Origin of the sequence: Streptomyces sp. NPDC001407 (assembly GCF_042895325.1) — a bacterium.
Lineage (GTDB): Bacteria > Actinomycetota > Actinomycetes > Streptomycetales > Streptomycetaceae > Streptomyces.
Window position 1 is genome coordinate 158,625 of sequence record NZ_JBIAWF010000003.1, and the last position, 14,379, is coordinate 173,003.

Genomic DNA, 14,379 nt, shown 5'->3' on the forward strand with positions numbered 1-14,379 from the left:
CTGGGGCGAAGCCCCCACGCGGCGGAGCCGCACATCAGACGCAGCCGGGAAGGGGCGGGTAGGGGAAAAAGCCCGCCGCAGGCGCCAACCACCGGCACCCTAAACCGCAGCCGGCAGCACCACATCGAACCGGCAACCCCCCGGCACGTTGCGGACCGTCGCCCGCCCCGCATGCGCCTCCACGATCCCCCGTACGATCGCGAGCCCCAGCCCCGCCCCCGCCGGCGGCGTCCGCGCGGCCGATCCCCGCCAGCCCGTGTCGAAGACGCGGGGGAGGTCGGCCTCCGGGATGCCGCCGCAGCCGTCCGTCACGGAGAGCACCACCGTGTCCGCCTCCCGCCGCGCGGCCACCGCGACCGTGCCGTCCTCCGGGGTGCGGTGGATCGCGTTGACGAGGAGGTTGCCGAGGACGCGCGTCATCTCCTTGCCGTCGACCTCCACGGGCACCGCGTCGACCCGGTCGCCGACGAGGCGCACGCCGTGCTCGCGGGCGAGCGGGCCCGCCCCGGCGAGCGCGTCGCCCACCAGGTCGTACACCGACATCCGGCTCGGGCACAGCGGCAGGGCGCCCGCGTGGATGCGGGAGAGCTCGAAGAGGTCGCCGACCATGGAGTTGAGCCGGTCCACCTCGTGCCGGATCTGGCGGAAGTAGCGCTGGGGGTCCTCCGCCATGCCGTCCTCCAGCGCCTCGGACATGGCGCGCAGCCCGGCGAGCGGGGTGCGCAGGTCGTGCGAGATCCAGGCGACGAGTTCCCGGCGCGAGGTCTCCAGCGCCTTCTCCCGCTCCCGGGACCGGGCAAGGCGCTCGCTGGTGGCGGCCAGTTCGCGGCCGAGCTCGGCGAGTTCCGCGGTGGCGCCGCCGCCGGGGGCGGCGAAGCTGCCGTCGTCGCCGAACGAACGGGCCGCGCGGGTCAGGGCGTTGCTGCGGGCCACCACCCAGCGGCCCAGCAGCAGCGCGGTCGCGAGCGAGACGACGGCGGCCATCGCGCAGACCGTCGTGACGACGGTCAGGTCGTGCGAGGAGAGGAACATCGCCCAGGCCACGGCGAGCGTCCCGGCCAGCATCGCCGTGACCGACACGGCCGCCACGACCGTGAGCGAGACGGCGACGGAGCGGTGGCGCAGCGCGCGGAGTGCGACGGCGCCCAGCAGCCCGGCGGCCGCGGCGCCGAGGAAGGCGAAGAGGGCGATGAGCAGGACGTCACGCATGGCCGGGCTCACTCTCGGCGGGGACCTCGAAGCGGTAGCCGACGCCCCAGACGGTCTGGATGAGGCGGGGCCGCGCGGGGTCGTCCTCCACCTTGGCGCGCAGCCGCCGCACGTGCACGGTCACCGTCGACAGGTCGCCGAACTCCCAGCCCCACACCTCGCGCATCAGCTCCTCGCGCCCGCAGGCCCGCCCGGGGTGCCGCAGCAGGAACGCGAGCAGGTCGAATTCCCTTACGGTGAGGGCGAGTTCTGACCCGTCCTTGGCGGCCCGGCGGGCCACCGGGTCGAGGGTGAGCCCCGCCGCCCGCAGCGGGGGCGCCGTGGCGGGCCCGGCGGCGGCGCGCACCTGGGCGCGGCGCAGCACGGACCCGACGCGCAGCACCAGCTCGCGGGGGCTGAAGGGCTTGGTCACATAGTCGTCCGCGCCGAGCTCCAGCCCGAGGATGCGGTCGTCCTCGTCGCCGCGCGCCGTCAGCATGATCACCGCGACCGGTCCGGCGGCACGCAGCCGGCGGCACACCTCCAGGCCGTCCATGCCGGGCAGCATCAGGTCGAGCACGACCAGGTCGGGGCGGAAGGCCGCGGCCTTCTCCAGCGCGCCGGGGCCGTCGGCGGCCCGGTCCACGGCGAAGCCGGCCCGGTCGAGGTAGCCGGCCACGACCTCGGCGACGGTCGGGTCGTCGTCCACGACGAGCACGCGGGCGGGGGGTGTGGTCTGCATGCCGCAAGCGTCGCACGCCGGGCCGGGAGTGCCGGGCGGCGCCGGTAGCGGGCCGGGCGATGTCCGCGTTTCGTAAGAACGCAGAGTCCGAAATGCCGGAATTCTCTCCGTAGGGTGAACAGCGTGACAGACCAGACCACCACCTCGCGCACCGACCGCGTGGATGTCGTACTCCCCTGCCTCGACGAGGCCGCAGCGCTCCCCTGGGTCCTGGCCCGCGTCCCCGCCGGGTGGCGGGCCGTCGTGGTCGACAATGGCTCGACCGACGGCTCGGCGGACGTGGCCCGCTCGCTCGGGGCCACCGTCGTCCACGAGCCCAGGCGCGGCTTCGGCGCCGCCTGCCACGCCGGGCTGCGGGCCGCCGACGCGGAACTCGTGGCCTTCTGCGACTGCGACGCCTCCCTCGACCCCGGGCTGCTGCCCGCCATGGCGGCGGCCGTACGCTCCGGCACGGCCGATCTCGTGCTGGGCCGCCGCCGGCCCGAGGGCCGTGGCGCCTGGCCGCTGCACGCCCGCCTGGGCAACGCCGCGCTCGCCCGCCTGCTCCAGCGGCGTACGGGCCTGCGGCTGCGCGACCTCGGCCCCCTGCGCGTCGCACGCCGCGAGGCCCTGCTGGGCCTCGGCCTGACGGACCGCCGCAGCGGCTATCCGCTGGAGATGGTCGTCCGCGCCTGCGACGCGGGCTGGCGGGTCACCGAGACGGACGTCCCCTACCGCCCGCGCACGGGCGCGTCGAAGGTGACGGGCACCTGGCGCGGCACCTGGCGCGCGGTCCACGACATGCGGGGCGTCCTGCGGACGGCTCCCACGGGTGCGGAGGTCACGGCTCGATGAACGCTTCCCCTGAACGGCCGATGCCGGGCCGCCCTGCGGACAGCTCCCACGCGTGCGACCGCCACAGCCCTGTGAACGCGGCTCCCGAACAGCCGATGCCGGACTGCCCTGCGGACAACTCCCACACGCGCGAACCCCACAGCCCTGCGAACAGGCCCCCCGAACAGCCGATGCCGGGCTGTCCTGCGGACAGCTCCCACACGTGCGACCGCCACAGCCCTGCGGACACGCCTCCCGCACGGCCGGTACCGGGTCGCCCCGTCGACGGGAACCCGGCGGCAAGCCCGGGCGCTCCGTCGGGATCCACAGCCTCCGGGGCGCACGGCGGCCGGACGGACACCACGTCCGGGGTCGCGGCCACCGGCACACCGCCCCGGCACCGCGAAGACCGGGCGTGCGGTACGGACAGCCCGTACCGGCCCGCCGCCCCAGGCGCCCCGTGGCGTCACCACGCGCCCGGCCGGCCCGGGTCCCGGGCCGGCCGGCACTCGCCCGTCGGGCCCACCACGCTGCTCGTCATCGCCAAGGAGCCGCTGCCCGGGCGGGTCAAGACGCGGCTCACGCCGCCGTACAGCCCGGAGCGGGCCGCGCGGATCGCCGAGGCGGCTCTCGCCGACACCTTGCGGGCCGTGCTCGCCATGCCCGCGCGGCGGCGCGTGCTCGTCCTCGACGGGCGCCCCGGGCTCTGGCTGCCTCCCGGCTTCGACGTGGTGCCGCAGTGCGCGGGCGGGCTCGACGAGCGGCTCGCGTCCGCCTTCGCCGGGTGTACGGGGCCGACGTTGCTCATCGGCATGGACACCCCGCAGGTCACCGGCCATCTGCTGGCCCCCGCGCTGGCGGACGACGCGTGGCGCGGGTGCGACGCGTGGTTCGGTCCGGCCGCCGACGGCGGGTTCTGGGCGCTGGGCCTCGCGGAGCCCCGGCCCGGCCTGCTGCGCGGCGTCCCCATGTCCACGGCCCGCACCGGCGCCGTGCAGCGGCGCCGCCTCACGGAGGCCGGGCTCGTCGTGCGCGACCTGCCCGAACTCCGCGACGTGGACACCGCCGAGGACGCCGCCCAGGTGGCAGCCGCGGCACCGCACGGACTCTTCGCCGCGGCAGTCGCGGCCGGGGCCGCCCGGTGACCGTCGGCGAACTGACCCCACGCCGGAGCACCGGCGCCTGGAGCTCCGACCCCTACGCCGACGCCGTCCACGTCGGCCGCGGCCCGCTCTTCCTGCGCCGCGCGGACGGCTGGCTGCTGCCCCTCGAAGTGGAGCGCTGGTGCGGCGACGCGGACCCCGCCGACATGACCGTGCTCGACCGCTGCGAGGGCGAGGTCATCGACATCGGCTGCGGCCCCGGCCGCCTCGTCGCCGCCCTGGCCGCGCTCGGCCGCCCGGCCCTGGGCGTGGACGTGAGCCCGGCGGCCGTCGCCCGCACCCGCCGCGCGGGAGGCACGGCGCTGTGCCGGTCGGTCTTCAACCCCCTGCCGGGCGAGGGGCGTTGGGGCACGGCGCTGCTCGTCGACGGGAACATCGGGATCGGCGGCGACCCCCGCGCGCTCCTGGCGCGCGTCGCCGCCATCACCGCGCCACGCGGGCTCCTCCTCGTCGAGGCCGCGGCGGCGGACGTCGACGAGCGGGTGCGGGTGCGGGTGGACGACGGCCGGGGGCGGCTGGGGCCGGCGTTCCCCTGGGCGCGGGTGGGGACGACCGCGCTGCTGCGGCACGCGGACGCCGCGGGGTGGCGAGTGGCGGACCGCTGGGAGTCGGCGGGCCGGTGGTTCGCCGCGCTGCGGCTCTGACGCTGGGGCGAGGAGAGAAGGACGACGGGAAAGGGCGGGCGGGAAACCGCCCGCGTCAGCCGCCCTGGTGGTGGGCGATCACTTCTTCCAGGGACCCCTGGGGGACCTCGCCGGTGGGCGTCAGCTTGTCGACCGCCTGCGGAATCACCCGCGCCAGCTCGTCCGCCGCTTCCTCCGGTGTGACGCCCGCCTTCTGCGCGACGTGGTCGAGCGCCTGGTAGGGCAGGGCCTGCGCCACTTCCGGGCCGCTGACCGGCTCGTTGGGCCCGGTGCCCACCCAGGAGCCGGTCTTCGCGCCGAGCCCGCCCTCCTGGAGCTGCTGCAACAGGCCGGAGAGCGACTCCCCTCCCCCGCTGCCGAGCGCACCGAGCAAAGAGCCCAGCAGAGAGCCTTCCTTGCTGCCGCCGAGCAGCCCGCCGAGCAGGGTTCCCAGGTCGTTGTCCGCCATGTCTGCCGCCTTTCCTGGAAGCGCACCGATATGCCATCCATCTATCCCGGGACGGCGGATCCGGCCCGGGATGGCGGGATGTTCACCCGTACGCAGCCATGGTCACACGCGCTGCGGCGCCCGCGCGAACTCCGTCATCCCCTCCGCGAAACCCACCGCCGCGCGCCAGCCCAGCTCCTCGCGCAGGCGCCGCGAGGACGCGGTGATGTGACGGACGTCGCCGAGCCGGTACTCGCCCGTGACGACGGGAGCCGGTCCGCCGTGCGCGGAAGCCAGGGCGGCGGCCATCTCCCCGATGGTGTGCGGGGTGTCGCTGCCGCAGTTGTACGCGCGCAGGGTGCCCGCCGGGCGGCCGGCGAGGTGTTCCAGGGCCAGGACGTTCGCCGCGGCCACGTCGCGTACGTGCACGAAGTCCCGGCGCTGGCGGCCGTCCTCGAAGACGCGGGGGCCCTCGCCGCGGGCGAGCGAGGAGCGGAAGAAGGAGGCGACGCCCGCGTACGGGGTGTCGCGGGGCATCCCCGGGCCGTAGACGTTGTGGTAGCGCAGGGAGACGGCCGTGCCGCCGGTGGCGCGGGCCCAGGCGGCGGCCAGGTGTTCCTGGGCGAGCTTGGTCGTCGCGTAGACGTTGCGGGGGTCGACGGGGGCGTCCTCGTCGACCAGGCCCGGCGTCAGTTCCCGCTCGCAGCGCGGGCAGCGCGGTTCGTAGCGCCCGGCGTCGAGGTCCGCGGCCGCCCGCGGGCCGGGGCGCACCACGCCGTGCCGGGGGCAGGCGTAGCGTCCCTCGCCGTAGACGACCATGGAGCCGGCGAGGACCAGGCGGCGCACGCCCGCTGCGGCCATCTCCGCGAGGAGGACGGCCGTGCCGAGGTCGTTGCAGCCCACATAGGCGGGAGCGTCGGCGAAGTCCTTGCCGAGGCCGACCATCGCGGCCTGGTGGCAGACGGCGTCGATGCCGCGCAGGGCACCGGCCACGGCCGCGCGGTCGCGGAGGTCGGCATCGGTCCACTCGACGCCGGCGGGCCGGGGCGGTGTCTCGGGGTGGGCCGCGGGCAGCAGCGCGTCGAGGACGACGGGCCGGTGGCCGCGGGCGGTGAGTGCGGTGACGATGTGCGAGCCGATGAAGCCCGCGCCTCCGGTGACGAGTACGCGCATGGACCCGACGTTAGAGGCGCGGGCGGCGGGGCGCCCGTACCGGCGCCGCCCCGTCACCGGTCCGTAAGAACCTCGCCGGCCGTCAGGCCGCCTCGCTGGAGGCCGTCGCCGCGCGCGCCGCCCAGCGCTGCTCGACCTTGCCGAACCGCCAGTAGGCGAGCGCCGCCGCCCAGACCACCACGAAGAGGCCGACGATGACGAAGCCGACGTTGTCGAGGTTGAGGCCGGAGATCCAGCCGGTGACCGCGTCGTTCATGTCGAGCTTGTCGTGCAGCACGGTGACCAGCTCGATGGTGCCGATGAGGAAGGCGACGGCGATCGAGAGGCCGGTGATGGTGAGGTTGTAGTAGACCTTGCGGACGGGGTTGGAGAACGCCCACTGGTAGGCGAAGTTCATGAACGTGCCGTCGAGGGTGTCGAAGAGGCTCATCCCGGCGGCGAACAGCAGCGGCAGGCACAGGATCGCGTACCAGGGCAGCCCGGCGGCCGCGCCGCTGCCCGCCATCACCATGAGGGTGACCTCGGTGGCGGTGTCGAAGCCGAGGCCGAAGAGGAAGCCCAGGGGGTACATCTGGCCGGGGCGGGTGATGGAGCGGGTGAAGCGGCCGAGGATGCGGTTCATGAAGCCGCGCGAGTCCAGGTGCTGCTCCAGCTCGGCCTCGTCGTAGCGGCCCTCGCGCATGGCGCGGAAGATGCGCAGGATGCCCGCGAGGGCGACGAGGTTGAGGGCGGCGATGAGGTAGAGGAAGCCGCCGGAGACCGACGTGCCGACGACACCGAGGGTCTGGTGGGTGGTGGAGTCCTCGTCCATCAGCTTCCCGGCGATCTGGGTGCCGCCCGCCACCAGCGCGGCCATGACGACGACCACGCTGGAGTGGCCGAGGGCGAACCAGAAGCCGACCGAGACCGGGCGCTTGCCGTCGGCCATCAGCTTGCGGGTGGTGTTGTCGATGGCGGCGATGTGGTCGGCGTCGAAGGCGTGCCGCATGCCGAGGGTGTAGGCGGTGACGCCGAGTCCGACGCCGTAGACCTTGGAGTCCACGGTGTAGTGGTCGGGGACGACGAGCAGATAGAGCACGCCGAAGGCGACGACGTGCAGGGCGGCTATGACGCCCAGGAGTCCGGCGGTGCGCACGGTGTCCTGGCGGCGCCAGCGGAATGCGGACGGGCCGCCGGTGGCGGGCGCGGCGGGGGTTTCGGTGGGCAGGGTCATCTTGCGGGTCACGCTCCAGCACCTCGTGGATCTTCTCGTGAGATGCCGTGGCCGGTCTCCTGGCTTACGGGTTCGCTCGCGCCCGTCCCTGCCTTCCCGGCAGCAGGCTGCGGCCAGTGGCTCCGCGCACCCCGAGGGCGCGCGGAACGGGACGGTAACTCCCCGATCACAGTGGCGAGGGCCGCTCCGGAGTGGGACCACGAGGGTCCGTCACCGGTCTTCCCGAACACCACGGCCGGGCCACTTTAGCGCTCTGACCGGCGCGAGTGGCAAAGAAGTGGCAGTTGCCATAGTCGGGCAGGAGCGCTCTCCGGGCATGCGCGGGCGCCCGCCGTTCCGGAGCGCCGATGCTGGACGCGCCCCGCGAGCCGGTGCTACTACCAGTGCAGTTGACGGGTCACCCCATCCGGCACGAGAGAGGGCACGCCCATGGCGGACACCGGGCAGGAACCGGAGCGACGGGTCGGATTCGTACGCCGGATCGGGCTGTTCCAGGCCACCACCATCAACATGAGCCAGATGTGCGGCATCGGGCCCTTCGTCACCATCCCCCTGATGGTGACGGCGTTCGGCGGCCCGCAGGCGGTGATCGGGTTCGTCGCGGGCGCGCTGCTGGCGCTCGCCGACGGGCTGATCTGGGCGGAGCTGGGTGCCTCGCTGCCGGGGGCGGGCGGCAGTTACGTCTATCTGCGGCAGGCGTTCCAGTACCGCAGCGGCAAGCTGATGCCGTTCCTTTTCGTGTGGACGGCCATGCTGTTCATCCCGCTGGGCATGTCGACGGGGATCATCGGCTTCGTGCAGTACCTCGGCTATCTGTGGCCGGGCATGGGGCAGACGGCCGGGGACCTCGTGGGGCTCGCGGTCATCGCGCTCATCGTCGTGGCGCTGTGGCGGCGGGTGGAGAACATCGCGCGGCTCACCGTGGTGCTGTGGGCGGTGATGATCGCCTCGGTCGTCCTCGTCATCCTCGCGGCGTTCACCCACTTCAGCCCCCACCGGGCCTTCACCTATCCCGCCCACGCCTTCGAGCTGACGACCAATCACTTCTGGATCGGCTTCGCGGCGGGCCTGACCATCGGCATCTACGACTACCTCGGCTACAACACCGCCGCCTACATGGGCGCCGAGATCAAGAACCCGGGACGGACGCTGCCGCGCGCGATCGTCTACTCCATCCTCGGCATCATGGCGATCTATCTGCTGCTCCAGATCGGCACACTGGGGGTCGTCGACTGGAAGCAGATGCTCGACGAGAACTCCACGGCACACTCCTCCGTGGCCTCCGCCGTCCTGGAGACGGCCTGGGGCAAGGGCCCGGCCCGGACGGTCACGGTGCTGATCCTGATCACGGCCGTCGCCTCCGTCCTCACCGGTCTCCTCGGCGGCTCCCGCGTGCCCTACGACGCAGCGCGGGACAAGGTCTTCTTCCGCTCCTTCGGCAGCCTGCACCCCCGCCACCACTTCCCGGTGCTGGGCCTGGCGTCGATGGGCGTCATCACCTGCGTCGGCTTCCTGATCGGCCGTCATACGGACCTGACCACGCTGATCCAGCTGCTGACCACCGTGATGGTGATCGTCCAGGCGCTGGCCCAGGTGGTGGCGGTGTCGGTGCTGCGCCGCCGGCAGCCGGGGCTGCGCCGCCCGTACCGCATGTGGCTCTATCCGCTGCCGAGCCTGGTGGCGCTCGTGGGCTGGCTGGTGATCTACGGCTACGCGGACAAGAACTCCCCCGGCCGGCACCCCATCGAGTGGTCGCTCGCCTGGGTCGCCGCGGGCTGTGTGGCGTTCGCGCTCTGGGCGCGCGTCGAGAAGGTGTGGCCGTTCGGCCCGCGCGAGATCTCGGAGGAGTACCTGCACGCCCCCGACCCCGACGCGGGCGCCGATCCCGACGGCTCCACGGGCCCGGAACCGGGCCCCGACGCGGGCCCGGGACCGGACGCGGGGCCCGGCGCCGACACCGATCCCAGGGCACCCGAACCGGTCTGACGTCGCCTCATGCGCGAGGAGCCGAGCGGCCCGGCCACCGGTGGCCGGGCCGCTCGGTGATAGAAATTGCATCCATGCCCGTGACCCCCTCACCCTCCGCGCCCGCGTCCTCCTCACCGCACGCCCCGGCCGCGGCACCGCGCAGACTGCTCTGGCACCGCCTCATATTCGGGCTGTGGTTCCGGCCGGTCGAAGTGCTCGACGAGGCCCGGGACCGCAGCGTCTGGGGAGCGGCGACGTTCCTGTGCCTGCTCGCCGGGCTGCTGGGGACGCTGGGCAGGGGCGACTTCCAGGCGCAGTGGCGGGTCAGTCCCACGCTCGCGATGGAGGCGGTGGCCATCGCCGACGGCGTGCTGCTCCTCGCCAGCCTGCTGCTGGGCGTCGTCACGCACGCGATCGCCCGCAGGCTCGGCGGCAACGGCAGGTTCGGCCCGACGGTCACCCTGTTCGTGGTGATCTTCTGGGCGACGGACCTGCCCCGGCTCGCCCTCCACGCCTGGCTGCCGGGCGGGTCGTATCCCGTACGGGCGGCGGCCTGGATCACCGCGGGCTTCGGCTACGCCTTCTCCGCGCTGCTGATCCGGGGCCAGCACCACCTGCCGACGCACAAGGCGGCCGCGGCGGTGAGCATCCAGATGCTGGCGGCGGTCGCGCTGCTGAAGTTCCCGGCCGGCGGCTGAGGTCCGGCCCCGTGACGGCCGTCGCGCACGGAGCGGATCCGCGGTGGAAGTCGACGGCCCGCCCGGTGCGACGGGGGATGCACACCGGGCGGGCTCACGCACAGTTCTACCTCATCAAGGATGGGTCATGCATCAAAAACCTGTTCGGCTTTTTCTATGACCATTGCACGGGGAGCGAAATCAAGCCACGCGCCCGCACCGAGGGCCGCCACCTGAGCTCCGCACGCGGAACGCCGAGCTCCAGGGAGGGGAACCGCTCCAGCAGCGCTGCCAGCGCCGTTTCCGTCTCCATCCTGGCCAGCGGCGCTCCCAGGCAGTAGTGGATGCCGTGCCCCAGCGCCAGGTGCCCGGAACGATCACGGTTCGGATCCAGCCGTTCCGGATCTGTGAAGTGACGAGGATCACGATTGGCGGCGGCGACGGCGAGCAGCACGGTCTCGCCCGCGGGCACCGTGACCCCGCCGATCTCGATGTCTTCCAGCGGGAATCGCCGGATGGACAGCGGCGCGGGCCCGTCCCAGCGGCTGAACTCCTCGACCGCCGCGCCGAGTCCGGCCGGATCCGATCGCAAGGATTCCATCAAGGCCGGGTGGTCCAGCAGGGCGAGGACGGAGTTGGCGATGAGGTGAACGGTGTTCTCATAGCCGGCGAAGAGGATGAGGAAGGCGAGCGAGGTGAGCTCGTCCTCGGAGAGCCGGTCGCCCCCGTCCTCGTCGTCCCGGACCGCGATCAGGTCCGAGAGCAGGTCGTCGCCGGGTTCGGCGCGCTTGCTCGCGATCAGTGCGGTGAAGAAGCGCACGAGGTTCCCGACGGCCTCCTTCATCAGGTGCGGCCGCGCGGGGTCCGGCGCGATCATCGCGTCGGTCCAGGCACGGAAGTCCAGCCGGTCCTCCTTGCGCACACCCAGCAGGTCGCAGATGACGATGATGGGCAGCGGTCCGGCGTAGGCGGCGAGCAGGTCGGCGCGCCCGTCGGCCTCGACGGCGCCCAGGAGTTCGTCGGCGACCCGGCGCACCGGCTCGCGGAGCTTTTCCACGCGGCCGGGGGTGAACGCCTTCACCACCAGGCGGCGCACGCGGGTGTGGTCGGGCGGGTCCATGTTCAGCAGGTTCGCGTCCAGCGCCGGAGGCAGCGAGAAGCCGCTGTAGTTGCCGGGCTTGGCATTGCGCCTGTCCAGCGACAGCCGGGGGTCCGCGAGGCACTGGCGCACGTCGTCGTAGCGGGTCACCAGCCAGGCGGGCCGGCCGTCGGAGCCGGTGATCCGGTGAACGGGCCCGGCCTCACGCAGCTTGGCGTAGGTGCCGTACGGATCGGTGGTCAACGAGTTGACGTCGAAGGAGCCGGTGTTCTGCATGAGAGACGACTCTAGACGGGGCCTCTCGGCACTCCACATCAGCACATCCAGCCCGCCCGCTTGAACACCCCCACCAACCCCAACCAGCCCGTCCGGCGAGCTTGAGGACACCCCACCACACCAGCCACAACCAGCCCGTCCGGCGATTGAGGACACCGCCGCGCAGCGGTGGTGCGGAACAACACAACCCGCAGAGAACAGACGAACCGCAGCCGAGACCACGAGCAACCGCAAACAGCGGAAAGCGCACGGGCGACGCCGGATCCGTATCGCTACGGACCCGGCGCCGGCCTGTGGCGCAGGCGGCCTTGACCCCCGTCCAGGGCCGCCTCGTCTGTGGGCCGCGCGCCGTCAGGGACGGCGTGCCGCGCAAATCTCCCGTAGTTCACTGAGCACGGAGTCCACCAGCGGGTCGTGGTAGACGTCCGCGACGCGTGCCAAGTGCTCGTGTTCCTCGGCCGGATCGGAGCTGACAGTGATCACCACACTGTCCGCGTGCGGCGCCGGCACATGGCCGGTGACCTGGTTGGCCAGGCCCCGGCGCAGGGCCGCCGCCTCCACCACCGCGGCCAGACCGCGCTCGTCCAGGGCGGCGGCGCTCGCCTTCTCCCGGGCGATGTCCAAGGTCGCCGCCTCGACATGGCGCCGGATGCCGCGCTGGATGTCGCGGATCTCGGCCATCTGCCGGTTGGCCCGCCACTCCAGGTCCGCCAGCGGCCAGCGGCCGGTCCAGCGGCGCTCCGCGAGGGTGACCTCCGGGGCGTGGGCGGTGACATCCTGCCACAGCGGCTGGAGCCGGCGCAGCCGCCGCCAGGCGGCCACCCGCGGACCCGCCGCGGGCAGCGAGAAGCCGACGAGGACGAGCAGCGCGGCGACCGAAGCGCTCATCGGGGCCACGCCGTTGGACAGCCAGTACGCCTCGTGGCCGCCCCAGCTCAGCACGAAGCCGACCAGCTTGCACAGGCAGTACAGCAGGCCCAGCCAGCAGCCCGCGGCGAGCGTGCGCAGGCCCTTGGAGAGCCAGGAGCGGCCCAGTTGGGCGGCGTAGCGCGGGCAGAGCGCGCCGAGCCCGGCGAGGCTGACGCCGAAAATGGCCAGATACAGCACCAGGAAGGCGACCACTCCGGGCGCGTCGGCGTAGGCGGTGCTGAAGTCGCGGGGATGCTCCACGGAGTCGGGCCGGCCGACGGCGAAGCAGACGATGGCCGCCGCCCACGCCACGGCCACGGCGGTGACCGCGAACCGTGCGCGAGCCGCCCCCCGGGCCCTGGCCGCCTCCTCGCCCCGGCTGGTCCAGCGCAGCAGCAGCACCGTGGCGCCCGAGGCGAACAGCACGACGGCCGAGTAGAGGAAGACCATGGCCAGGTTGGCCACGCCGGTCAGCCGGTCGAAGGCGCGGTAGACGCTGGGCGCGGAGAAGAGGAAGACGACGGGCACGCCCGAGGTCATCAGGGCGGTCAGCCCGAGGTCCACGTTGCCCCGGTCGCGGAGCCAGGCGCGGGTCTTGTAGCCGACCATGACCCAGGCGACGGCGCTGAAGGTCAGATAGAGAACGTCAAACACCGGTGACGCCCCCTTCCCTGAGCTGTTGGCGCACGTGCTGGAGCGCCGGGCCGAGCGAGGCCGCGAGCTCGGCGGCCTCCCCCTCCAGCGGCACGTCCTGGCCCGGCGGCGGCGGCACGATCTTCTCCATGAGGAGGGTGCCGAGGATCTCGGTCTCGCGCTCGGTGAGGTTGTCGTAGCAGTGGTGCCGGGCGAGGCCCATGGTCAGGCCCATCCGGCGCATGGCGGTGGCCACGTCGACCGACGGTGTCCACACCTTGAGGGCGTCCTCGGTGACGGCCGGGTCCTGGTCGTGGCCCAGCAGCAGGTGGCCGACCTCGTGCAGCACGATGTGGACCTGGTGCCAGGGCGAGGTCTTCTGTTCGTAGATGACCCAGAACGCGTCGTCCGTGGTGGCCGTCATGCCCGAGACGACACCGTCGAGGCTCATGGGGATCAGGCGGATGGGCCGGCCCACGCGGCGCGAGACGACCTGGCACAGGCCGTGCAGGTCGGTCGACGCGGGCAGCGCGAGCTCCTGGATGAGCTGCTTGCAGCGGCGTCGTATGCGCCCCACTCGCATGCCTGCACCGTCCTCGTCCTCGGTACGCCGCCAGTAGGTGAAGAGCTGGTCGTCCGCCGTGACGGTCACGGTCGCTCCTCACCACCCGCGTCGGGCGGGTCGGCCGGAAGATTCATCTGCTGCCGGAACTGGGCAATGATCGTGTTGAGGCTGTCCTGCACCTCGGGCGGCAGCCCCACGGAGCGCAGGGCTATCGCACGGACGCGCTGATCCCTCATGGCGACGAGGAAGCGGACCTCTTCCTCCACCCGCTCGGCCTGCGAGGCCGAGAGGTCGCCCATCAGATAACCCACGGGCACGGCGAAGAATTTCGCGAGCGCGCGCAGCACGTCCGGACTGGGGTTGGCACGCCTGCCGTTGCGCAGCATCGACAGGTACTGCTCGGTGAGCCTCACCCCGCCGTACTCCTCGGTCCCGCGGCTGATCTCGTCGGCCACGTGACCATTGGTGTACGGCGCCCCCGGCGGATGCATGTTCGCGAACAGGTAATTGAGCCGCTCCGCGAGCGGGCTGCCCATCTCACCTGCCGACCTGTCGCCCCCGACTGCCATCTGCTCCGTCCTCACGAGCTGTCCCCATGTCACCTCACGGCCAGTTAAGCCCGAGGTGGCTACGGGGAGCATCCTGTCACGGGAGAACGCCTGACACTAGTCCGCCCGGTGTTCTCCCTGCGTGAACGACTTAACCACGAGTTGATATCGGCTCTTCACCCGGAATCCCCGGAGCGTTCCGCTCCCCGTGTCCGGCCCGTCTTCGGACACCGCGCCGATGCCCGAACACACGTGTCCGGTTCCGGTCGTCCCGGTGAATCCCGGCGCGCCGGGCTCTCGTTCCCTCCGGCTGTCCGTAGGACGATGACACGCTCGTCCCG

Annotated in this window: 14 protein-coding genes and 1 riboswitch; of the genes, 5 read left to right on the forward strand and 9 right to left on the reverse strand. The window is 73.0% G+C overall.

Features of this window, described 5'->3' with window-relative positions; genetic code table 11:
- Positions 1-99: 99 nt before the first annotated feature.
- Positions 100-1,209, reverse strand: a complete 1,110-nt coding sequence (locus ACFY1P_RS06270; RefSeq protein ID WP_390749882.1) for a sensor histidine kinase — start codon at positions 1,207-1,209, stop codon at positions 100-102.
- A complete protein-coding gene (locus ACFY1P_RS06275) occupies positions 1,202-1,930 on the reverse strand; it encodes a response regulator transcription factor (RefSeq protein WP_361533496.1) in 729 nt (242 codons plus the stop codon). The genes ACFY1P_RS06270 and ACFY1P_RS06275 overlap by 8 nt, the downstream gene beginning before the upstream one ends.
- Positions 1,931-2,053: 123 nt before the next feature.
- Between ACFY1P_RS06275 and ACFY1P_RS06280 the strand changes: the two genes are divergently transcribed.
- The 3 genes from ACFY1P_RS06280 to ACFY1P_RS06290 all read left to right on the forward strand — a co-directional run bounded on the left by ACFY1P_RS06280 (position 2,054) and on the right by ACFY1P_RS06290 (position 4,550).
- Positions 2,054-2,764, forward strand: a complete 711-nt coding sequence (locus tag ACFY1P_RS06280; protein WP_390749883.1) for a glycosyltransferase family 2 protein — start codon at positions 2,054-2,056, stop codon at positions 2,762-2,764.
- Positions 2,765-3,273: 509 nt separating this feature from the next.
- Positions 3,274-3,888, forward strand: coding sequence for a DUF2064 domain-containing protein (locus ACFY1P_RS06285; protein ID WP_361533514.1), 615 nt, complete (start codon positions 3,274-3,276; stop codon positions 3,886-3,888).
- Positions 3,885-4,550 (forward strand): class I SAM-dependent methyltransferase, encoded by a 666-nt coding sequence (locus tag ACFY1P_RS06290; RefSeq protein ID WP_361533502.1) that lies wholly within the window; start codon positions 3,885-3,887, stop codon positions 4,548-4,550. The genes ACFY1P_RS06285 and ACFY1P_RS06290 overlap by 4 nt, the downstream gene beginning before the upstream one ends.
- A gap of 55 nt (positions 4,551-4,605) precedes the next feature.
- Here ACFY1P_RS06290 and ACFY1P_RS06295 read toward each other — a convergent pair whose 3' ends face one another.
- The 3 genes from ACFY1P_RS06295 to ACFY1P_RS06305 form a co-directional block, all read right to left on the reverse strand.
- Positions 4,606-5,094, reverse strand: coding sequence for a YidB family protein (locus tag ACFY1P_RS06295; RefSeq protein WP_390750023.1), 489 nt, complete (start codon positions 5,092-5,094; stop codon positions 4,606-4,608).
- A 6-nt stretch (positions 5,095-5,100) separates the two neighbouring features.
- Positions 5,101-6,150, reverse strand: coding sequence for an NAD-dependent epimerase/dehydratase family protein (locus ACFY1P_RS06300; protein WP_390749884.1), 1,050 nt, complete (start codon positions 6,148-6,150; stop codon positions 5,101-5,103).
- 82 nt (positions 6,151-6,232) lie between these two features.
- Entirely contained in the window at positions 6,233-7,375 is a 1,143-nt protein-coding gene (locus tag ACFY1P_RS06305; RefSeq protein WP_390749885.1) for a HoxN/HupN/NixA family nickel/cobalt transporter, read from the reverse strand.
- Positions 7,376-7,394: 19 nt separating this feature from the next.
- A riboswitch (cobalamin riboswitch) is annotated at positions 7,395-7,612 on the reverse strand.
- A gap of 180 nt (positions 7,613-7,792) precedes the next feature.
- Between ACFY1P_RS06305 and ACFY1P_RS06310 the strand changes: the two genes are divergently transcribed.
- Entirely contained in the window at positions 7,793-9,349 is a 1,557-nt protein-coding gene (locus ACFY1P_RS06310) for an amino acid permease (protein ID WP_361533511.1), read from the forward strand.
- 74 nt (positions 9,350-9,423) lie between these two features.
- Positions 9,424-10,029 carry a YIP1 family protein gene (locus ACFY1P_RS06315; protein WP_361528745.1) on the forward strand — a complete coding sequence of 202 codons (606 nt, stop codon included), beginning with the start codon at positions 9,424-9,426 and terminating at the stop codon, positions 10,027-10,029.
- A 154-nt stretch (positions 10,030-10,183) separates the two neighbouring features.
- Here the strand turns inward: ACFY1P_RS06315 and ACFY1P_RS06320 are convergent, their stop codons facing one another.
- The 4 genes from ACFY1P_RS06320 to ACFY1P_RS06335 all read right to left on the reverse strand — a co-directional run bounded on the left by ACFY1P_RS06320 (position 10,184) and on the right by ACFY1P_RS06335 (position 14,059).
- The gene (locus tag ACFY1P_RS06320) at positions 10,184-11,383 is read right to left on the reverse strand and encodes a cytochrome P450 (RefSeq protein WP_390749886.1); all 1,200 of its coding nucleotides are present in this window, start codon (positions 11,381-11,383) and stop codon (positions 10,184-10,186) included.
- A 351-nt stretch (positions 11,384-11,734) separates the two neighbouring features.
- Positions 11,735-12,946 (reverse strand): MAB_1171c family putative transporter, encoded by a 1,212-nt coding sequence (locus tag ACFY1P_RS06325; protein ID WP_390749887.1) that lies wholly within the window; start codon positions 12,944-12,946, stop codon positions 11,735-11,737.
- A complete protein-coding gene (locus ACFY1P_RS06330) occupies positions 12,939-13,577 on the reverse strand; it encodes a hypothetical protein (RefSeq protein ID WP_361528751.1) in 639 nt (212 codons plus the stop codon). Before ACFY1P_RS06330 ends, ACFY1P_RS06325 begins: the two co-directional genes overlap by 8 nt.
- Positions 13,574-14,059: a helix-turn-helix transcriptional regulator gene (locus ACFY1P_RS06335; protein ID WP_361528753.1), complete on the reverse strand. Its 486-nt coding sequence runs from the start codon at positions 14,057-14,059 to the stop codon at positions 13,574-13,576. The genes ACFY1P_RS06330 and ACFY1P_RS06335 overlap by 4 nt, the downstream gene beginning before the upstream one ends.
- Positions 14,060-14,379: the final 320 nt, after the last annotated feature.

Excerpts from the sequence above, each read along its gene's own strand:
- ACFY1P_RS06270 (WP_390749882.1), bottom strand. The coding sequence starts at position 1,209 with ATGCGTGACGTCCTGCTCATCGCCCTCTTCGCCTTCCTCGGCGCCGCG.
- ACFY1P_RS06275 (WP_361533496.1), bottom strand. The coding sequence starts at position 1,930 with ATGCAGACCACACCCCCCGCCCGCGTGCTCGTCGTGGACGACGACCCG.
- ACFY1P_RS06300 (WP_390749884.1), bottom strand. The coding sequence starts at position 6,150 with ATGCGCGTACTCGTCACCGGAGGCGCGGGCTTCATCGGCTCGCACATC.
- ACFY1P_RS06310 (WP_361533511.1), top strand. The coding sequence starts at position 7,793 with ATGGCGGACACCGGGCAGGAACCGGAGCGACGGGTCGGATTCGTACGC.
- ACFY1P_RS06315 (WP_361528745.1), top strand. The coding sequence starts at position 9,424 with ATGCCCGTGACCCCCTCACCCTCCGCGCCCGCGTCCTCCTCACCGCAC.
- ACFY1P_RS06320 (WP_390749886.1), bottom strand. The coding sequence starts at position 11,383 with ATGCAGAACACCGGCTCCTTCGACGTCAACTCGTTGACCACCGATCCG.
- ACFY1P_RS06335 (WP_361528753.1), bottom strand. The coding sequence starts at position 14,059 with ATGGCAGTCGGGGGCGACAGGTCGGCAGGTGAGATGGGCAGCCCGCTC.